This window comes from Amycolatopsis sp. DSM 110486 (genome assembly GCF_019468465.1).
Classification (GTDB): Bacteria; Actinomycetota; Actinomycetes; order Mycobacteriales; family Pseudonocardiaceae; genus Amycolatopsis.
The window spans coordinates 4,723,176-4,741,797 of sequence record NZ_CP080519.1; the positions used below are offsets into that span (position 1 = coordinate 4,723,176).

At 71.2% G+C, this 18,622-nt stretch carries 18 protein-coding genes; 8 read left to right on the plus strand and 10 right to left on the minus strand.

What is annotated here, in order from left to right; all coding sequences use genetic code 11:
- Position 1: 1 nt before the first annotated feature.
- The 4 genes from K1T34_RS23050 to K1T34_RS23065 all read right to left on the minus strand — a co-directional run bounded on the left by K1T34_RS23050 (position 2) and on the right by K1T34_RS23065 (position 2,879).
- A complete protein-coding gene (locus K1T34_RS23050) occupies positions 2-1,105 on the minus strand; it encodes an MAB_1171c family putative transporter (RefSeq protein WP_255638658.1) in 1,104 nt (367 codons plus the stop codon).
- A complete protein-coding gene (locus tag K1T34_RS23055) occupies positions 1,102-1,626 on the minus strand; it encodes a hypothetical protein (RefSeq protein ID WP_220246274.1) in 525 nt (174 codons plus the stop codon). Before K1T34_RS23055 ends, K1T34_RS23050 begins: the two co-directional genes overlap by 4 nt.
- Positions 1,623-2,027, minus strand: a complete 405-nt coding sequence (locus K1T34_RS23060; protein ID WP_220246275.1) for a helix-turn-helix domain-containing protein — start codon at positions 2,025-2,027, stop codon at positions 1,623-1,625. Before K1T34_RS23060 ends, K1T34_RS23055 begins: the two co-directional genes overlap by 4 nt.
- A gap of 399 nt (positions 2,028-2,426) precedes the next feature.
- On the minus strand, positions 2,427-2,879 hold the full coding sequence (locus K1T34_RS23065) for a flavodoxin family protein (protein ID WP_220246276.1): 453 nt from the start codon (positions 2,877-2,879) through the stop codon (positions 2,427-2,429).
- A gap of 109 nt (positions 2,880-2,988) precedes the next feature.
- Between K1T34_RS23065 and K1T34_RS23070 the strand changes: the two genes are divergently transcribed.
- A complete protein-coding gene (locus K1T34_RS23070) occupies positions 2,989-3,288 on the plus strand; it encodes a hypothetical protein (RefSeq protein ID WP_220246277.1) in 300 nt (99 codons plus the stop codon).
- Here K1T34_RS23070 and K1T34_RS23075 read toward each other — a convergent pair.
- Complete coding sequence (locus K1T34_RS23075; protein WP_370643834.1) at positions 3,248-4,807, minus strand: phospho-sugar mutase; 1,560 nt, start codon at positions 4,805-4,807, stop codon at positions 3,248-3,250. The genes K1T34_RS23070 and K1T34_RS23075 overlap by 41 nt on opposite strands.
- Positions 4,808-4,883: 76 nt before the next feature.
- Complete coding sequence (locus tag K1T34_RS23080) at positions 4,884-5,423, minus strand: TetR/AcrR family transcriptional regulator (protein ID WP_220246279.1); 540 nt, start codon at positions 5,421-5,423, stop codon at positions 4,884-4,886.
- A gap of 103 nt (positions 5,424-5,526) precedes the next feature.
- Between K1T34_RS23080 and K1T34_RS23085 the strand changes: the two genes are divergently transcribed.
- Together K1T34_RS23085 and K1T34_RS23090 are read left to right on the plus strand one after the other, a co-directional pair.
- Positions 5,527-6,405: a TIGR03564 family F420-dependent LLM class oxidoreductase gene (locus tag K1T34_RS23085; protein WP_220246280.1), complete on the plus strand. Its 879-nt coding sequence runs from the start codon at positions 5,527-5,529 to the stop codon at positions 6,403-6,405.
- 32 nt (positions 6,406-6,437) lie between these two features.
- The gene (locus tag K1T34_RS23090; protein ID WP_220246281.1) at positions 6,438-7,586 is read left to right on the plus strand and encodes a glycosyltransferase; all 1,149 of its coding nucleotides are present in this window, start codon (positions 6,438-6,440) and stop codon (positions 7,584-7,586) included.
- A 47-nt stretch (positions 7,587-7,633) separates the two neighbouring features.
- Here the strand turns inward: K1T34_RS23090 and K1T34_RS23095 are convergent, their stop codons facing one another.
- The 3 genes from K1T34_RS23095 to K1T34_RS23105 form a co-directional block, all read right to left on the minus strand.
- The gene (locus K1T34_RS23095) at positions 7,634-8,419 is read right to left on the minus strand and encodes a purine-nucleoside phosphorylase (RefSeq protein WP_220246282.1); all 786 of its coding nucleotides are present in this window, start codon (positions 8,417-8,419) and stop codon (positions 7,634-7,636) included.
- Entirely contained in the window at positions 8,416-8,841 is a 426-nt protein-coding gene (locus K1T34_RS23100; RefSeq protein ID WP_220246283.1) for an ABA4-like family protein, read from the minus strand. The genes K1T34_RS23095 and K1T34_RS23100 overlap by 4 nt, the downstream gene beginning before the upstream one ends.
- A 124-nt stretch (positions 8,842-8,965) precedes the next feature.
- Entirely contained in the window at positions 8,966-9,916 is a 951-nt protein-coding gene (locus K1T34_RS23105) for a hypothetical protein (protein WP_220246284.1), read from the minus strand.
- 159 nt (positions 9,917-10,075) lie between these two features.
- On the opposite strand from K1T34_RS23105, the gene K1T34_RS23110 reads away from it, so the two are divergent.
- Complete coding sequence (locus tag K1T34_RS23110; protein WP_220247362.1) at positions 10,076-10,702, plus strand: MerR family transcriptional regulator; 627 nt, start codon at positions 10,076-10,078, stop codon at positions 10,700-10,702.
- Between the two features lie 4 nt (positions 10,703-10,706).
- Here K1T34_RS23110 and K1T34_RS23115 read toward each other — a convergent pair whose 3' ends face one another.
- Complete coding sequence (locus tag K1T34_RS23115) at positions 10,707-12,422, minus strand: serine/threonine-protein kinase (protein ID WP_220247363.1); 1,716 nt, start codon at positions 12,420-12,422, stop codon at positions 10,707-10,709.
- A gap of 209 nt (positions 12,423-12,631) precedes the next feature.
- On the opposite strand from K1T34_RS23115, the gene K1T34_RS23120 reads away from it, so the two are divergent.
- The 4 genes from K1T34_RS23120 (at position 12,632) to K1T34_RS23135 (ending at position 18,533) form a co-directional block, all read left to right on the plus strand.
- Positions 12,632-14,497, plus strand: coding sequence for a methylmalonyl-CoA mutase subunit beta (locus K1T34_RS23120; RefSeq protein ID WP_220246285.1), 1,866 nt, complete (start codon positions 12,632-12,634; stop codon positions 14,495-14,497).
- Positions 14,494-16,662: a methylmalonyl-CoA mutase gene (scpA, locus tag K1T34_RS23125; protein ID WP_220246286.1), complete on the plus strand. Its 2,169-nt coding sequence runs from the start codon at positions 14,494-14,496 to the stop codon at positions 16,660-16,662. Before K1T34_RS23120 ends, scpA begins: the two co-directional genes overlap by 4 nt.
- 3 nt (positions 16,663-16,665) lie before the next feature.
- Positions 16,666-17,661, plus strand: coding sequence for a methylmalonyl Co-A mutase-associated GTPase MeaB (gene meaB / locus K1T34_RS23130; protein ID WP_220246287.1), 996 nt, complete (start codon positions 16,666-16,668; stop codon positions 17,659-17,661).
- Between the two features lie 557 nt (positions 17,662-18,218).
- Positions 18,219-18,533, plus strand: a complete 315-nt coding sequence (locus K1T34_RS23135; RefSeq protein WP_220246288.1) for a hypothetical protein — start codon at positions 18,219-18,221, stop codon at positions 18,531-18,533.
- The last annotated feature ends 89 nt before the right edge of the window (positions 18,534-18,622 follow it).

An 18,622-nucleotide genomic window follows, 5' to 3' on the forward strand; every position in this document is an offset into this window, starting at 1 on the left:
TTCAGTTTTCCTTTCCCACAAGCGTTGCCGACAGCGACAGCAGCGGCCGTACGTCCGATTCCAGGTCCGCGCCGCCGCCCGGCAGCACGAGCTTGGCCCGCCCGTCGCTCACCTCACCTGAGGCCTGGCGGGCCAGCGCGGTCCGCAGTGCCGCGGCCGCGGCGGACGGATCGTCGGCCGCGAGTGAGGCCAGGTCCGTCTCCAGGTACGGGCTCAGCTGCACCAGCCCGTCGCGGATCTCGATCACGCGCCGGTAGTAGCGGCGGTGCACGGCGAACCGGTCGCGCAGGCCGTTGCCCGGCGGCGTCCGCAGCACGATGCTCGGGTAAGCCGCCACCAGGAGTGTCCACAGTGGAGCGAGGCGGTGGTGGTCGGCCCGGTGCCGGCGCCGCCGGACCACAGCCGCCACGCGAGCCCGCACACCGGGATAGGTGATGCCCGCGAGGAACAGCACGCTGCCGAGGATCACCAGAGGCACCACGAGCCACAGCAACGCCGGCACGGCCACGTCGAACACCCACGCCACCACCAGGTACAGCGCCCGCAACACGCTGCCGGCGGCCGCCGCGAGGAGGCTCGCCGCACCGATGCGCAGGCCCGTGCGCAGGTGCGGGTCGGCCACGCGCTGGTAGCGCACGATCCACACCGCGCACGCCGTGATCGCGTAGATCAGGTACGCCCCACCACTGAAGTAGAACAACGCGATCCCAGGCTCGTGCACCGTGTCCGGCCCGAGGGCGGCACCCCGCAGCGGCACCGGCGTGATCGCCAGCGCGAACGTCATCACGGCGATCGCGGCGGCCAGCGGCACGAGCTCCAGCGCGACGCCGCGCGCCTGGCGCGGGCCGAGCGCGGAGCCGAGGAAGAAGATCAGCAGCGAGCAGACGCCGCACGAGAGCAGCACGTTGTTCGCCAGCCGCGCGCCACCCGGGGCGGTCAGGCCGTCGAACCACGTGGTCACCCCGCGTTGCTGAGCGAGGAACGCCAGCGCGAACGCGGCGATGGTGACCGTGACGGCCCAGTTCGGCAGCCGCGGCGAGCGCACCAGCTGGTAGACGCGCCAGGCGAGCGCCGCGGTGAAGAGGGCGAAGAAGGCAGCGGTCACAGCCAGCCCTGGTGGTCGCCCAACGTGCCTTGGATGCGCCGCAGGTCGTGGTCGGCCGCGGCGCGCGGGATCGTGTAGTTCAGCACCGACGCCCACTCGAGGATGATCGTGGCCACCGTCTCGGCCTCCCACTCGTGGGCCTCGTCGTAGGAGGTGCGGCGCAACGCGCGGCGCACGGAGTCCCCGTCGAGGCTTTCCACGGCCGGGCCCCGCAAGAAATCGGCCGGTTCCGCGTCTCCGCCCGGTTCGTGGTCGGCGAGCAGGTGGCCGAGCTCGTGCAGGATGATGTGGTCCTGGTGGGCTTTCGTCGTTTCCTGCTGGAAGAAGATGTAGTCGGCCGAGGCGGTCGCGATCCAGCAGCCGAACGGGCCGGGCACTTCGAGCGGGTAGGCCATGAGCCGGATCGGGCGGCCGCGGCGCTCGCCGAGGCGTTCGCAGAGCTGCCCGACGTCGAGCGGCGGCCTGATGTCGAGGTCCTTCAGCAGCCGCCGGCAGCGTTTGCGGAGTTCGCGTTCCTTCACGGTCCGCTGTGGCCTTCCCGTTCGGCGCGCTCATAGCGCTCGACGAGGTCGAGCAGGTCCATGACCTGACGGCGGCCCTGCGGCGAGAGCTCCTGCGCGCGCATGGCCATCAGCTTCGCCTCGACGGCCGGCGCGTCTCCGGAGACGCGCTCGTCCTCGTCGTCGAAGAAGTACGTGACCGGCACCCCGAACAGCTTCGCCAGCGCCTCGACGTAGTGGATCTTCGGGTTGATCCGCTTTCCGGTCGCCAGCTGCTGCAGGTACGCCGGCGACATCGCGGGCCCGCCCGTGCGCTCGATCGCCGCCGACATCTCCCGGTAGCTGTGCGGTGCGCGGCCGTCCGCCCGGGACGAGTCGATGAGCGTGCTCAGCTTCTCCGCGAAGGTGCGTTGCCGTGGCATCACCGCCCCCTTCCCCTTGTCCGGATAGTACTGTGCCGTCTGTTACCAATCCGACCACAGCCACGGCGGGATTGGTTGCCAGACGCGAGAGCGTCCGGCTCGGTGCCCGCCTACTTTTGGCCGGATTGGTAACGGCGTGTCTACTGTACGCACCTGTTGACACCGCCTGTATGCAGTGGTTTACAGTGGCCGCGTCCCGCTCCGGACACGTCCGTACTCTGGGGGTGTTCGGAACCCGGAGCGGGATCTTGTCCTGCGCCTGGCTCGCCGTGATCAGCCATTTGTAGTACGCTTGAGTGGTCAAGGTTGATCGCCTCGTAGCGAACCCTTGATCTGGCCTGTTGCCGGAGGTCGACCCCCAGGGCTTCCGGTGACAGGCCCCTTTATTTTCTGGGCCGGTCAGCCCATGAGTGTTGCGGCCACCGTCGCACCCAGCTCCTGCAACGCTTCCAGCGCCGCCTTGTCCGGTTCCCCCGTGAGCAGCACGGGGTCGGCGACCTGTATCCAGCCCAGCCCCGTGGTGATCGACGCGAGCTGGCGCGCGGTGCCGGCCGTGTCGTTGTTCCCGTGCACGTACGCGCCGAACGGACGGCCGCGCGTCGAGTCGAGGCACGGGTAGTAGACGGTGTCGAAGAAGTGTTTGAGGGCGCCGCTCATGCTGCCGAGGTTCGCGGGGGTGCCGAGCAGATAACCGTCGGCGGCCAGCACGTCGGCCGCGGTCGCGCCGAGCGCGGGGCGGCGGACGACGTCGACGCCTTCGATGTCCGGGTGCTTCGCGCCGGCGAGCACGGCTTCGAACATCGCCTGCATCGACGGCGAAGGGGTGTGGTGCACGAGTAACAGCGTGGCCATGACCGCAGCCTGCCACTTGTGCCCGTGTCCACGCGCGGGCAGGCTGGGTCCGGTGATGGGGGAGAGACTGCGGCCCCGTCTTGTGGTAGCCGCAATCGTACTGCTCGGCTTGGCGGGGCTCGTCAGCACGCTCGCGCTGGTTTTCGCCGTGTTCACCGACGCGATCTTCGCGCCCCACGGCTGGACCAGCGAGATGGACCGGCTGTGGCCGTGGATGGTGCCCGCGGTGGTCGGCCTGCTCGCCGCCATCCTCTCGCGGCGGCGGGAGTTCATCGCGGCGTTCGTGGTGCTGCTGCTGGTCGACGTCGTCGGCCTGTTCGGACCGACCCTGCTCGGCCGCGACGTCGAACCGGGGCCCCCGGTCCCGGTCAGCTCAGCAGCATGTTTATGTCTTCCCGCACCGCGCTGAGGCGAGTGGACGCGGTTTCCCGCGCCGCCGCGAGGTCACCGGTCACCGGCGTGACCACCTGCAGGTAGGCCTTCAGCTTCGGCTCGGTGCCCGACGGGCGGATCACCACACGCAGGCCGTCGCCGCGCAGCCGCAGCACGTCGGCGTCGGGCAGGAGGTCTTCCTGCTTGACAGGTGTGCCGCCGAGTGTCACCGGCGGCTCGGCGCGCAGGCTCGCCATCAGCTTGCCGCGCACGGCAAGGTCGGTGACCCGCAAGGAAAACTGGTCCGTCAGGTGCACGCCGTGGCCGGTGGCGATGTCGTCGAGCACGTCGAGAGGCGTGCGGCCCTCGGCCTTGAGCGCCGCGGCGAACCCGGCGGCGAACACGGAGGCGGCGATGCCGTCCTTGTCCCGCACGAAACCCGGGTTCACGCAGAGGCCGAGCGCCTCCTCGTAGGCGAAGATCAGGCCTTCGCCCGCGCGCACCAGCCACTTGAAGCCCGTGAGCGTCTCGGCGTAGCGCGCGCCCGCGGCCTTCGCCAGCTCGCCGAGTAGCGAGGACGACACGATGGTGGTGGCCACGAGCGGATCGGGATTGTCCGTTGTGGACAGCAGGTGTGAGCCGAGCAGCACGCCCGTCTCGTCGCCGCGCAGCATGCGCCACTCGCCGTCGCGGCCGCGCACGCCGAGGGCGCAGCGGTCGGCGTCCGGATCGAGCGCCACGGCGAGGTCGGCGTCCACTTTGGACGCGAGCGCCAGCAGCAGGTCGGTGGCGCCGGGTTCCTCGGGGTTGGGGAACGAGACGGTGGGGAAGTCGGCGTCGGGCCGCGACTGCTCGGCGACGAAGTGCACGTCGGTGAACCCGGCTTGCGTGAGCGCCGTTTCCAGCGTCGCCGCGCCGACGCCGTGCAGCGCGGTGGCGGCGATCCGCAGCTCGCGCTCCGGGCTTCTGGGCAGGTTCGCGACGTCAGCGAGGTACGCGGCGCGCGGGTCGACGACCTCGGCCCCGGGTGCGCGCGGCACGTCGACCGCGGCGGGCGCGGCCTGGATGGCGTGCTCGATCTCGCCGTCGGACGGCGGCACGATCTGGCCGCCGGTGCTGTCGTAGAGCTTGTACCCGTTGTCCGCGGGCGGGTTGTGCGACGCGGTGATCTGGATTCCGGCGATCGCGTCGTAGTGCTTCACCGAGTACGCGAGCAGCGGCGTCGGCAACGGCAGCGGCATCGTCTTCACGGCGAAGCCCGCCGCGGTAAGCACTTCGGCGGCCGCCTGCGCGAACGCTTCCGACCCGTGCCGCGCGTCGCGCCCGACCACGACCACGCCACCCGCGAGGCCCTTTTCGGTGAGCCACTGCGCCACGCCCGCGGTGGTCCGCGTGACGACGGCGACGTTCATCCCGTTCGGCCCCGCCCGCACCGGCCCGCGCAACCCGGCCGTGCCGAACTCGAGCGGTCCCGCCATCCGGTCGGCGATCTCGTCGGCCGCGGTGGCGTCGCCGGCGAGGGCGCGGTCGAGCACTTGCCGCAGCTCCTCGCGCATCGACGGGTCGGGGTCCTCGGCGATCCACCGGTGGGCGGCGTCGCGCAGCTCGGGAGTAATCGTGTTCTGCACCGGGTCAGCGTACGGGTTTCGGGCGCCGGACCCCGGCCACGACCAGGGTGAGCAGGGCGTCGGCGCGGTCCGCATCGTCCTCGGTGGCCAGGGAGATCGCGTTGACGAGCAGGAGCAGGTCGTCGATCCCGGTGGCTTCGTTCGCCTCGCCCGCCTGCTGCGCGCGGGCCAGGAGGCGGTGGCCCGCGTCGAGGATCTTCGCGTGGTACTCGCGGCCTTCCTTGGCGCCGAGCAGCAGGGCCGCGCCGAGGCCGCGGGCGGCGGAGGCGTGGGCGACCACCGCGCGCAGCCACGTGACCAGCGCGTCGCCGGGGCTCGGGGCAGTGGCCAGCTCCGCGGCGAGGGTGCAGAGGTTCTCGACGCGTTCGCGGAACACGGCTTCCAGCAGCGCGGCGCGGCCGGGGAAGTGGCGGTGCAGCGTCGCGGAGCCGACGCCGGCGCGTCGAGCGATCTCTTCGAGCGAGGCATCTGCGCCCTGCTCCGCGACGACCTCGACGGAGGTCGCTAGCAGCCGCTCGTAGTTGCGGCGGGCGTCGGCGCGCATGGGCTTGCCTCTTGTCGCTGTTGGCTGCGTGTTTGCAAAACGGGGCGGTCCTCCGTATCGTACCGGTCTTGAAACGGGGTGGTACCCCACTTAGGAGGATCAGGTGAAAATCGGGATCGCGGTCGGGGATCTGCGGGGTCCGACCGGGGCCGCGGAGCTGGTCGAGCAGGCGCGGGTCGCGGCAGCCGCGGGGTTCGCGACGGCGTGGGTGAGCCAGGCGCTGGGGTGGGACGCGATGGTTGCGTTGGGTGCGCTCGGGCCGGTGCCGGGAATCGCGTTCGGAACGGCCGTGGTGCCGGTGCCACAGCGGCATCCGCTGGTGCTGGCCGGGCAGGCGCTGAGCGTGCAGGCGGTGACGGGCAACAGGCTGACGCTCGGAGTCGGGGCGGGGATCGCGGGAATGGTCGGGCCGATGTTCGGGCTGCCGGTCGACCGCCCGGCGCGGCGGATGCGGGAGTACCTGGCGGTGCTGATTCCGTTGCTACGAGGGGAAAGTGTCGCGTTTTCCGGGGAGACGCTCACGGCTTTCGGATCCGTGGCGGTGCCGGGTGCGCGGCCGCCGTACGTGGTCGTGGCGGCTCTCGGGCCCGCGATGTTGAGGGTCGCGCGCGAGCTGGCCGACGGCACGGTGACGTGGCTCGCGGGGCCGAAGACGTTGGGAGAGTATGTGGTTCCGTCGATCGGGAAGGCGGCCCGCGTGATCGCCGCGCTGCCGGCGTGCGTCACAGCCAAGGAAAGCGTTGTGCGGGCGCGGATTTCGGCGGATTTCGCCTTGGCGGCGCGCTCGCCGGAATACCGCGCGGTGTTCGACCGTGAGGGCGTGGCCGGGGCGGGTGACGTCGCAGTGGTGGGCAACGAGGACGCGGTCGCCACTCAGCTCGGCCGGCTGCGCGACGCCGGCGTGACCGAATTCTTCTTTTCGCCCCAAGGATCCGCCGCCGAGCAACAGCGGACGGTGGAAGTCCTTGCGGAATTCACCTGACGGAGTTGGAGAAAGTCACTACCGTCGCAGTGGTGCGACTTGTGTTCACCTCCCTCGCGTCCCACGGTCACCTCTACCCCCTGATTCCGCTCGCGGTCGCCGCGCGCGGCGCCGGGCACGACGTCGCCTTCGCGACAGCGGAGGACTTCCATCCGGTGCTCGAAAAGGCGGGCCTGCGGCCGGAGAAGGCCGGCCTGACGATCTACGACGCGTTCGCCTCGAAGTACGCCGGTGATCCGGCCCAGCGCCGGCGTGAGGCGTCGGAGGAGGAAATGGCCGAGGTCATCGGCCAGGTGTTCGGCCGGGTGCTGCCCGAGCGCTTCGTCGCCGACCTCGGCGCACTGTTCGAGCGGGATCGGCCCGACCTGGTGATCTACGAGGTCGGCAACTCCGGCGGCGCGTTCGCGGCCAGGAAGGCCGGCATCCCGGCCATGGGCCACGGCTTCGGGCGCGTCTCGGCCGACGCGCTGATGGCGGAGATCCGCGGCGCCCTCGACGACTACGCCGCCGAGCTCGGCATCACCGGCGGAGACCGGCCTTGGTGGGGCAACCCGTTCGTGGACATCTGCCCACCGTCGGTGCAGTCGCCCGAGTTCATCGCACGCGCCCGGAGGCTGCCGTTGCGGCCGGTGGGCTGGAGCGAGCCGGGCGATCTGCCCGCGGGGGTCGTGGACCACGGCCGCCCGCTCGTCTACCTCACGCTCGGCACCACGCCGATGAGCCAGGCGCACATCCTCACCGCGGCGATCGCCGGGCTCGCGGCGCTCGACGTCGACGTGCTGGTGGCGACCGGACCGTCGGTCGACGTCGCTTCACTCGGCGAGGTGCCGGCCAACGTGCGGCTCGAAGCGTGGGTGCCGCAGTCGGAACTGCTGCCGCACGTCGACCTCGTGGTGCACCACGGCGGCAGCGGCACGACGATGGGCGCGTTTTCCGCTGGGGTGCCGCAGCTCGTGCTGCCGCAGGGCGCCGACCAGTTCACCAACGCCGAAGCCGTCGCCGGGTCCGGCGTCGGCGAGCGACTCCTCGGCGACGCGGTGACGGCCGACGCGGTGCGGGAGAGCGCGCGGCGGCTACTGGCGGACTCGACGGTGGCCGACGCCGTGCGGGGGCTGGCGGCTGAGGTGGCGGCGATGCCGTCGCCGGACGAGGTAACCGCGCAGCTGCCCGACTACGTCTGACGACGGGAAGGGCACCTCGCGTTCGAGGTGCCCTTCGCAGCACGTCGTCACGCGCGGGCGATGAGCTCCTTGAGCAGCGAACCCATGCGCGTGGCCGCCTGGCGGCCGGCTTCGAGGACCTCTTCGTGGTTGAGCGGCTCGCCCGTCATGCCGGCGGCGAGGTTGGTGACGAGCGACAGCCCGAACACCTCGACCCCGGCGGCGCGGGCCGCGATCGCCTCCAGGACCGTCGACATGCCAACGAGGTCCGCGCCCATCGTGCGCAGCATGCGGATCTCGGCGGGCGTCTCGAAGTGGGGGCCGGTGAGGCCGGCGTAGACGCCTTCCTCCAGCGAACCGTCGATCTCCTTCGCGACGCCGCGCAGGCGGGCGGAGTAGAGGTCGGTGAGGTCCACGAACTTCGCGCCGACGATCGGCGAGCGGGCCGTGAGGTTGAGGTGGTCGGAGATCAGCACCGGCTGCCCGACGCTGAAGCCCTCGCGCAGGCCGCCGGCCGCGTTGGTGAGCAGCACGGTGCGCGCGCCGGCCGCCGCGGCGGTGCGCACGTTGTGCACCACCGGGTCGATGCCCTTGCCCTCGTAGAAGTGCGTGCGGCCCAGCAGCACCAGCGCGCGCTTGTCGCCGATCTTCAGCGACCGGACGGTTCCACCGTGCCCCACGGCGCCGGGAGTGGTGAAACCGGGCAGCTCGCCGAACGGGATCTCCGCCTCGGCCGTCCCGATCACGTCCGCGGCCGGGCGCCAGCCCGAGCCCAGCACCACGGCGATGTCGTGCTTCTCGACGCCGGTCCGCTCGGCGATGGCGGCCGCGGCCGCTTCCTCGTGGTTGGTCATGGCGCCGAGCGTATCCGGGCACTACGCAGCGCCAGGAACACCACCAGTCCGAACGGAGACAGGAAAATCGTCAGCACCAGCACTGGGCTGACCTGCCACCACGGGATCCCCCGCTCGCGCGCCTCGAAGAACATCCACCGCCCGAGGAACAGGTCGAACGCGATCAGCTGTGCCCACAACAACGCCGCCCCCGCCGACGACCCCGCAAACGCTTGCAGCAGGGCGAGGTCCGGTCGGCTCACCGCCTGCCACAGCTCGCCGAAGTGCGGGATCGCGATGGCGAAGTAACACGCCAAGGGCAGCAACGGCACCCACGGCGACGCCATGATCTGCCGCGTCCGCCGCCACGTGGGAGCGAAGATCATCAGCGCCCAGAAGGGCGTCGCGAGGGGGAAGGTCAAGGTGAACGACTGCTGGGTCATCGCACGAGCTCCCGATGGGGTGGGCGGCCCGCCGACCGCGCGGCGGCCCGGCCGCCGCGCCGCCGCGGAGTGCGGGCGGCGAAGGGCGGCTCGCCCCCGCTGCCGAAGGTGACTGCGAGCGCGGTCATCGCACGAGCTCGCGGGTCGGGCGGTACACCGAGGCGAAGCCGCCCAGCGCTACCGCGGCGAGCAGGGCGCCGGCGGCCGCGAGGGTCGGGGCGCTCGGGTGGATCAGCGACTCGCCGCGCAGCGCCTGCCAGGTCACGAGGGCGACGAGGCCCGCGTAGCCGAATGTCGCGACCCACACCAGCCGGACACGAACCGCACTGTCGCGAAGGCGCGGCACCCGCGTGGCGAGCAGGCCCAACCCCAGCGCAACCAGCGGCAGCAGCTGGAGCGCGTGCATCCCGGTGAAGTGCGGGATGCGCAGGTCGCCGCCGGTGGTGCTCCAGCCGAGGATGGGCAGGCCGGGGCCGCCGTCGGGGACGCCGACGCTGTGGGCGCCCACGAGAGCCGACACGCCGGTCGCGTTCAACGCCTGCTGCTGGGCGGCCGTCGGGCCCGTCATGAGGGCGCCGAGGCCGATGCCGATGAGCGAGATGACCGCGCCGGTACGGACGGCCCAGTGGGTGGCGCGGTCTTCGAGGCGCGTGAACATCAGGAGCACGGTGAGCACGAGCGTCGCGATCCAGATGGTGGCGACCATGCCGCCCATGAGCTGGAACAGCGTGTTGTCCAGGGGCGTCGCGTTGTTGAAGTGGCTCGGCCGGCCGCGCACCGCCTGGAAGACCATCACCACGTACTCGGCGGCGAACAGCACGATCACCACGGTCGTGGCGACGTGCGCGGTCCGGCGGAAGCGGGGCAGCAGCGACACCAGCCAGCCCCACGTGAAGAAGTACAGCGCACCCGAAATGGCGAACTTCAGCAGCTTCGCCCACACGGGCGCGCCGAGCACCGTGCGCTGGTCCACCACCATCGCGACGACGCAGGCCAGCGCGGTGACGACGAGTCCCGCCGCGAAGAGCGTGGACGGCCGGTGCCAGGTGTTCGTTCGGCTCGGAAGCAAGGTCATGATGTCCTCCCAGGATGGATAGTCACAGTATCCATTATGGGAAGCTAGACTATCCAAGCTGAGAAGTCCTCAGGGTTATCCCTGAAATCACCCGAGTCCTGAAATGACCCGAGTCCTTTGACCGAGTCCCGAGTTCGAGGAGTTGATGCGGCCGTGCGGATGGCCGAACTGAGCGCCGAGTCCGGCATGCCGGTCGCGACGATCAAGTACTACCTGCGCGAAGGCCTGCTCCACCCGGGCGAGCGCACCAGCCCCAACCAGGCGCGCTACGGCGACGAGCACGTGCAGCGCCTCAAGCTCATCCGCGCGTTGCTCGACGTCGGCGGCCTGTCCGTGGCCACCGTCGGCGGCGTGCTCGCGGCCATCGACGCGGGCGAGCCCACCAACGACGTCCTCGGCGTCACCCAGCGCGCCCTCGTGGGCGGCACGTCCGACGTCGACGACGAGGCCCGCGCGTGGGCGCTGGACCTGCTGGAAAAGCTGACCGCGGCCCACGGCTGGAAGTTCGCGCCCGAGCACCCCGCGGCGCCCGGGCTGATCACCACGCTGTGCACGATCCGCGCGCTCGGTCACCCCGCGCTGCTGGACCGCATCGAGGACTACGCCACGCTCGCCGACCGCATCGCCGAGGTCGACCTCGACACGCTCGCCGCTCATCCGTCACTGGATCGGATCGTGGAGGCGGCCGTGGTCGGCACCGTGCTGGGCGACCGGCTGTTCGCGGGCCTGCGCCGCCTCGCGCAGGCGGCCGAGTCGGGCCGGCGCTACCCGGACGGCCTGGGCTGAGGTCCTACTGGTCGCCCGGGAACGACAGCGTCTGCTTGATCCGGTCCCACGTTTCGGCGCCGTCGGGCTCGATCTCCGGCGGCACGGTGAGCGAGACGGCCCACAGCGACTCGCCCGAGGTCTTCAGCAAGGCGAAGGTCGTGCGGGTGATCGAGGAATCGGGGCCCCTCTGCGCGGAATCGCCGTGCTCCACGGTGCGGTAGATCATCTCGGTCCCGGCGTCGGTCTGCACGGGGACCTTGGCGAAGGCGAACCCGCCCGGGTCCGCTGAGGCCCGGAGACTCCCCTCGTAGTCCGCGACGTCGTGCTTCTTGAGGAAGTTCGGGAAGCGTTCGATGCGCAACGACTGGTGCCCGTCCGGCGACACGTACTGCACGACCGTGGACGCGCCGACGCTGTTCGAGGACCGGCCGGCGATGAAGCGCTGCCAGCCTTCCGGCACTGAGATGACGTACTCGGTGTCGCGCGTGGAATTGGCCGTTTCGCTCGCGTGGCCGCGCTGCTGCACCAGGTTCACGTCCTGCGGTGGCGGCACCGTCGCGCCCGGCGCACCGGCGGACGTGGCGCTGCCGGCGGGCGGGATCAGCGACTGCCCGCTGATCAGGCGCGCCAGCGCGAACCCGCCGATACCGGCGACGAGGAACAGCACCACCGCCGCGACGGCCAGCAACGCCGACGCGCGCGGGCTGCGTCGCCGCGAAGCAGAGGCAACCGGAGCGGCGACAACAGGAGCCGGAGCCGCGCCCTGCCGCAGGAACGGCAACGGACCCGGGTCCGCCGCCAGTGCGCCACTTGCCTCCGACTTCTTGTCGGTCGGCGCCACCGTCTCCAAGACCTGCGTGTCGGTTGCATCGAGCTGTGCCGAAGTCTTCTTCCCGTCCGGCGTGCGGAACAGCTCCGGCCCGAACAGGTCGAGCGCCGTCTTGCCCTGCAACGGGTACAGCCGGTGACGCACCTCGCGCAGCGAGATCCGCTTCTCCGGCTCCTTCTTCATCAACGCGGCGATCACGTCGGCCAGCGGGCCCGGCTTCGGCTTGGGCACCGAGCCGTTCACGACCTTGCCGACTGTCTCCAGTGGATCGCCGTCCGCGTCGTACGGCGGCGCGCCCTCGACGGCGGCGAACAGCGTCGCGCCCAGGCCCCACAGGTCGGCCGCCGGCGTGACCGCGCCACCCGACGCGACCTCCGGCGCGATGTAGGCGGGCGAGCCGAGCATGATCCCGGTGCGCGTCATCGTGGCTTCGGAGACGTTGCGCGCGATGCCGAAGTCGGTGAGCTTGATCCGCCCGTCACCGGCCACGAGCACGTTGCCCGGCTTCACGTCGCGGTGCGTGATGCCCGCGTCGTGCGCCGCTTCGAGCGCCGCGGCGACGGCGATGCCGACGGCTGCCGCCTGCTCCACGTTCAACGGCCCGTGGTCGCGCAGGATGTGCGCGAGGCTGCGCGAGGGCAGCAGCTCCATGACCACGAACGGTTCGTCGTTGTCGCGCGCGACGTCGTGAAGGATGATCACGTTCGGGTGGGACAGCACCGCGATCGCGCGCGCCTCGCGCAGCGTCCGCTCACGCAACTCGTCCGCTTGCGACGCCGGGACGCCCGGCGGCAGCTTCATCTCCTTGACGGCCACCGGCCGGTGGAGGAACTCGTCGTAGGCCGACCACACCGTGCCCATCGACCCCGAGCCGAGCACGGATCGCAGCCGGTAGCGCCCGGCGACCACACGGGACTGCGGCTCGGCTGCGCTCGACTGTGCTGGGCTCGGCTCTTCCTTCGAGGAGGACACCCCCTGATTGTGTCGTAAGGCAGCGACACTCTTCGACCCAGTGTGCAAGACCTGCCCACCCGTGTTCCGCGGATACCCCTGAACACTCTGGTGGGGCGACTAGAGTCACAGGTGCCGGCACTGGCGTGCCTCTACCATCACTGGGTATGACGAACGTGGCTGGGCCGGAGTCGGTGCCGATCTCCGAACCCGAGCTCGCGCTGGCGGCCGGGTTTCCTGCCGCCGACCGGGCCCGGTGGCAGGAACTCGTGGCGGGAGTGCTGCGCAAGAGTGGCCGTCTGCCGGAGGACTTCGCGGGGGCGCCGGAGAGCAAACTCGTCACCCACACGTACGACGGCATCGACATCCAGCCGCTGTACACGCGTGAAGACGCCGCCGGCGAGCCCGGCTACCCGGGGCTGCCGCCGTTCGTCCGTGGCGCGCGGCCCGAAGGCGTGATCGGCACCGGGTGGGACGTGCGCGTGCGCCACCTGCGGGCCGACGCCAAAGCCACCAACACCGCGATCCTCGCCGACCTCGAAGGCGGCGCCACGTCCGTGTGGCTGCGCGTCGGCGGCGAAGCGCTCCCGCTCGACGCGCTGGCCGACGCGCTCAACGAGGTCTACCTCGACCTCGCGCCGGTGGTCCTCGACGCCGGCGCGGAGTACGCCGCCGCGGCCGACGCTCTGCTGGACGTGTTGGCCGAGCGTGAAATTCCGCCCAGTGAGGCCGTCGCCGTGCTCGGCGCGGACCCGATCGGTGTCGGCGCGCGAACGGGCGAAGCGCTGCCTGTCGCCCCCGCCGCCGAGCTGGCCGCGCGCGTCGCCGCGAAGTACCCGAAGGTGCGCACGCTCGTGGCCGACGGCCTGCCGTTCCACGAGGCCGGTGGTTCCGACGCGCAGGAGCTGGGCGCGACGATCGCCGTCGGTGTCGCGTACCTGCGGGCGCTGACCGAAGCCGGTCTGGACGTCTCCGCCGCGGCCGCGCAGCTGGAGTTCCGCCTGGCCGCCACGGCCGACCAGTTCCTCACCATCGCCAAGTTCCGCGCCGCCCGCCGGCTGTGGGACCGCGTGCTCGAAGTTTCGGATGCGCCCGCCGGCGCGCGTGGTATGCACCAGCACGCCGTGACCTCGCCCGCGATGCTGACTCAGCGCGACCCGTGGGTGAACATGCTGCGCACCACCGTCGCGTGCTTCGCCGCGGGCGTCGGCGGCGCCGACGCCGTGACCGTGCTGCCGTTCGACTCCGCGATCGGCCTGCCCGACGCGTTCTCCGCGCGCATCGCCCGCAACACCAACGCGGTGCTGCTGGAGGAGTCGAAGCTGGGCAGCGTGATCGACCCGGCCGGCGGCTCCTGGTACGTCGAGCAGCTCACCGACGAGCTGGCGAAAGCCGCGTGGACCGAGTTCACCGCGATCGAAGGCGCGGGCGGCGTCGAGGCCGAGCTGGCGTCGGGCGCGTTGGCCGCGCGGCTGGCCGCGACGTGGGACAAGCGCGCGAAGCGCCTGGCCACGCGCCGAGACCCGATCACCGGCGTGAGCGAGTTCCCGAACCTGGCCGAGAAACCCGTGACCAGGGAAACGGTGAGCTCCACTGTGGACGGTGGCCTGCCGCGCCACCGCTACGCCGAAGCGTTCGAGCAGCTGCGCGACGCCTCCGACAAGTACCTGGCCGAGCACGGCGAACGGCCGAAGGTCTTCCTCGCCACGCTCGGTCCCGTCGCCGCGCACACCACGCGCGCCGGGTTCGCCGCGAACCTGTTCCAGGCCGGCGGCCTCGAGGCCGTGAACCCGGGGGCGACCGACGACCTGCCCGCTGCGTTCCGGGAAAGCGGTGCGCGCATCGCGTGCCTCTGCGGCACCGACGCCGCGTACGAAGAACAGGCGGCCGACGTCGCCGCGTCGCTCGGCGCCGAGAAGGTGCTGCTCGCCGGCAAGGCGAGCTACCCCGGCGTGAGCGGCAACGTCTTCGCCGGCTGCGACGCGCTCGAAGTCCTGACCGGCATCCACGTACAGCTGGGAGTGGAAGCATGAGCATCCCGAATTTCGCCGACGTCCCGCTCGGCACCCCCGAGCCGGGGGACCGTGCCGCGTGGGCGCAGGCCGTGCAGGACGCCACCGGCAAGGGCCCCGACGCGCTGGCCTGGGAGACGCCCGAGGGCATCGGCGTGAAGCCGGTGTACACGGCCGAGGATCTGTCCGATGTGGACTTCCTGGGCACCTACCCGGGCATCGCGCCGTTCCTGCGCGGGCCGTACCCCACGATGTACGTGAACCAGCCGTGGACGATCCGCCAGTACGCCGGGTTCTCCACCGCGCAGGAGTCCAACGCCTTCTACCGCCGCAACCTCGCGGCCGGGCAGAAGGGCCTGTCGGTCGCCTTCGACCTGGCCACCCACCGCGGCTACGACTCCGACCACCCGCGCGTGTCCGGCGACGTCGGCATGGCGGGCGTGGCGATCGACTCGATCTACGACATGCGCCAGCTCTTCGACGGCATCCCGCTCGACAAGATGAGCGTGTCGATGACGATGAACGGCGCCGTGCTGCCGGTGCTCGCGCTCTACGTGGTCGCGGCGGAGGAGCAGGGGGTGAAGCCGGAGCAGCTCGCGGGGACGATCCAGAACGACATCCTCAAGGAGTTCATGGTCCGCAACACCTACATCTACCCGCCGCAGCCGTCGATGCGGGTCATCTCCGACATCTTCGCGTTCACCTCGCAGCACATGCCGAAGTACAACTCGATCTCGATCTCCGGCTACCACATGCAGGAGGCCGGGGCGACCGCCGACCTGGAGCTGGCGTACACGCTGGCCGACGGCGTCGAGTACATCCGCGCCGGCGTCGACGCGGGGCTGGACGTGGACAAGTTCGCGCCGCGGCTGTCGTTCTTCTGGGCGATCGGCATGAACTTCTTCATGGAGGTCGCGAAGCTGCGTGCGGCTCGGCTGCTGTGGGCGAAGCTGGTGAAGCAGTTCGATCCCAAGAGCGAGAAGTCGCTTTCGCTGCGCACGCACTCGCAGACGTCGGGCTGGTCGCTGACCGCGCAGGACGTGTACAACAACGTGGCGCGCACCTGCGTCGAGGCGATGGCCGCGACCCAGGGCCACACGCAGTCGCTGCACACGAACGCGCTCGACGAGGCGCTCGCGCTGCCCACCGACTTCTCCGCGCGCATCGCCCGCAACACGCAGCTGCTGCTGCAGCAGGAGTCGGGCACCACGCGGGTGATCGACCCGTGGGGCGGCAGTGCGTTCGTCGAGAAGCTGACCTACGACCTCGCGCGCAAGGCGTGGGGCCACATCACGGAGGTCGAGAGCGCGGGCGGCATGGCGCGCGCGATCGACGAGGGCATCCCGAAGCTGCGCATCGAGGAGGCCGCCGCGCGCACGCAGGCGCGCATCGACTCCGGCCGCCAGCCCGTGATCGGGGTGAACAAGTACCAGGTCACCGACGACGAGCAGATCGACGTGCTGAAGGTCGACAACGCCGGCGTGCGGACGCAGCAGCTGGAGAAGCTGCGGCGGCTGCGTGAGGAGCGTGATTCCGCCGCGACGGAAGACGCGTTGCGCCGGCTGACCGAGGGTGCTCGGGGTGGTGGGAACCTGCTCGCGCTGGCCATCGACGCGGCGCGCGCGAAGGCCACCGTCGGCGAGATCTCCGACGCGCTGGAGAAGATCTGGGGCCGCCACTCCGGGCAGATCCGCACGATCTCCGGCGTGTACCGGGAAGAGGTGGGGAAGTCGGACAACGTCGACAAGGCGCGGGCGCTCGTCGAGAAGTTCGCCGAGAACGAGGGGCGCCGGCCGCGCATCCTGATCGCGAAGATGGGCCAGGACGGCCACGATCGCGGCCAGAAGGTGATCGCCACCGGCTTCGCCGACCTGGGCTTCGACGTTGACGTCGGCCCGCTGTTCTCCACGCCCGGTGAGGTCGCGCGGCAGGCGTCGGAGGCCGACGTGCACGTGATCGGCGTGTCTTCGCTGGCCGCCGGGCACCTGTCGCTCGTGCCGGCGCTGCGCCACGAGCTGGCCGAGCTCGGGCGGTCGGACATCATGGTCGTCGTGGGCGGCGTCATTCCGCCGCAGGACTACGACGAGCTGCGCGCCGCCGGTGCCGCCGCCATCTTCGGGCCCGGCACGGTCATCGCCGACGCGGCGATCGGCCTGCTGGAGCAGCTCGCGCACCAGGAGTCCTGAGCCTTGCCTCGCAGGATCGACGTCGCCGCCTACGCGAAGGGCGTGCTCGCGGGCGACCGCGGCACCCTGTCCAAGGCGATCACGCTGGTCGAGTCGCACCGGGCGGACCACCGGGCGCAGGCACAGGAGCTGCTCGTCGAGCTGCTGCCGCACGCCGGGGGCGCCCAGCGGGTCGGCATCACGGGCGTACCCGGTGTCGGCAAGTCGACCTTCATCGACCAGCTGGGCACAGACCTCACGGCGGCCGGCCACCGCGTCGCCGTGCTCGCCGTGGACCCGTCCTCCACCCGCACGGGCGGCTCGATCCTCGGCGACAAGACGCGCATGTCGCGGCTGGCCGTGGATCCCCGTGCCTTCATCCGCCCGTCTCCGACGTCGGGGACGCTGGGTGGAGTCGCGCGGGCGACCCGCGAGACGATCGTGCTGATGGAAGCCGCGGGCTTCGACGTGGTGCTGGTGGAGACCGTCGGCGTCGGGCAGTCCGAGGTCGCGGTGGCCAACATGGTCGACTCCTTTCTGTTTTTGACTTTGGCCCGCACGGGCGACCAGCTGCAGGGCATCAAGAAGGGCGTGCTCGAACTGGCCGACGTCATCGCCGTGAACAAGGCCGACGGCCCGCACACCCGCGACGCCGCCCGCGCCGCCCGCGAGCTCTCGGGCGCACTGCGGATGATCTACGGCAAGGACGCACCGTGGACACCACCCGTGCTGACCTGCAGCGCCCTCGAGGGCTCCGGCCTGGACGAGGTGTGGGCGACCATCGGCCGGCACCGCTCGCTGATGCAGGAGTCCGGCGAGCTTTCCAGCCGCCGCCGCCAGCAACAGGTCGACTGGACCTGGTCGATGGTGCGGGAGCAGTTGCTGGACCGCCTGACGTCGCACCCTTCGGTGCGGGCCCAGGTCTCGGACATCGAACGCGCGGTCCGCGACGGCGAGCTGACGGCGACGCTGGCGGCGGAGCGGATCTTGACGGCGTTCGGGGAACCGACGGACAGCTGAGCTGTCTTTTGTGCCAGACAGCCCCGCCCGGCAGACAGCCCCCGCCCGCCAGACAGCCCCCGCCCTCCCTTGGGGGGCGTCCCCATCCCAGTCTATCGGCCCCTGACCTTGAAAAACGGCCGAAACGGAATCTGTGGACAACTCCGCCCACCGCGAGCGCCATGTGGATAAGGGGAGCCGCCACCCGCCATCCCCGCAGATGACTGCGGAGCCGCCGCCCGCCATCCCCGTGGATGACAACGAAGCCACCACCGCCAACCCCGCAGATGACCGCGAAGCCGCCACCCCCCAACCCCCGTTCGAGCAACCGAGGCGACAAAAGGCCCGCCGAACCCACCCTCGGTGGCCCACCGGCCCCGTTCGGCTGACGAACGGTCCCCCGAAGTGACTTTGGTCTGACCTCACGACCGCTCCACGCTCCGTGACGACCGGTCACCGTGTGGAGATGCGGTCGGCGGGCGGTGGCGCGGGCTGAACGGAGCGCCTCCACCGCGTGGCGGCTGACGTCGCGGCCGTTCGGCGGGCAGAATGCGACGCAGTGCCGTAGAAGGGATGTCATGGCGAAGGTGCGGGGACTGCTGCTGGTCGGCCTGCTGGGCGCGTTGTTCTACTGCGCGGCTCCGGCTCAGGCGGCCGTCGTCGAGGCGCCGGCTCAGGCTCAAGCCCAGGTCCAAGCGCAGACCGCGGCACCTGCGGAAGCGCTGCTCCCGGCCCCGCAGCAGGCGGCGCCGGGTCCGGTGCTGGACCCGACGCAGACCGACAAGGCCAACGCGCAGAAGACGCGGAACAAGCTGATCGCGGGCGGTGTCGCCGTCGTGCTGCTCGCCATCGTGTTCTTCGGGCGGCGGAAGCGTAAGAAGGGCAACGGCTGAATCGGCCCGGTTCACCCTGACCGAATTCCGTCGGGCCGTTCAACGCAGATCCGGTACCGGCCGTCTCGGGTCCCCCGTCGGGGCGAGCG

What these genes read in the sequence shown, in the direction of transcription:
- scpA (WP_220246286.1), top strand. Translation starts at nt 14,494, where the DNA reads ATGAGCATCCCGAATTTCGCCGACGTCCCGCTCGGCACCCCCGAGCCG.
- K1T34_RS23135 (WP_220246288.1), top strand. Translation starts at nt 18,219, where the DNA reads ATGGCGAAGGTGCGGGGACTGCTGCTGGTCGGCCTGCTGGGCGCGTTG.
- K1T34_RS23120 (WP_220246285.1), top strand. Translation starts at nt 12,632, where the DNA reads ATGACGAACGTGGCTGGGCCGGAGTCGGTGCCGATCTCCGAACCCGAG.
- K1T34_RS23110 (WP_220247362.1), top strand. Translation starts at nt 10,076, where the DNA reads ATGGCCGAACTGAGCGCCGAGTCCGGCATGCCGGTCGCGACGATCAAG.
- K1T34_RS23060 (WP_220246275.1), bottom strand. Translation starts at nt 2,027, where the DNA reads ATGCCACGGCAACGCACCTTCGCGGAGAAGCTGAGCACGCTCATCGAC.
- K1T34_RS23100 (WP_220246283.1), bottom strand. Translation starts at nt 8,841, where the DNA reads ATGACCCAGCAGTCGTTCACCTTGACCTTCCCCCTCGCGACGCCCTTC.
- K1T34_RS23075 (WP_370643834.1), bottom strand. Translation starts at nt 4,807, where the DNA reads ATGCGCGAGGAGCTGCGGCAAGTGCTCGACCGCGCCCTCGCCGGCGAC.
- K1T34_RS23095 (WP_220246282.1), bottom strand. Translation starts at nt 8,419, where the DNA reads ATGACCAACCACGAGGAAGCGGCCGCGGCCGCCATCGCCGAGCGGACC.
- K1T34_RS23105 (WP_220246284.1), bottom strand. Translation starts at nt 9,916, where the DNA reads ATGACCTTGCTTCCGAGCCGAACGAACACCTGGCACCGGCCGTCCACG.
- K1T34_RS23065 (WP_220246276.1), bottom strand. Translation starts at nt 2,879, where the DNA reads ATGGCCACGCTGTTACTCGTGCACCACACCCCTTCGCCGTCGATGCAG.
- K1T34_RS23080 (WP_220246279.1), bottom strand. Translation starts at nt 5,423, where the DNA reads ATGCGCGCCGACGCCCGCCGCAACTACGAGCGGCTGCTAGCGACCTCC.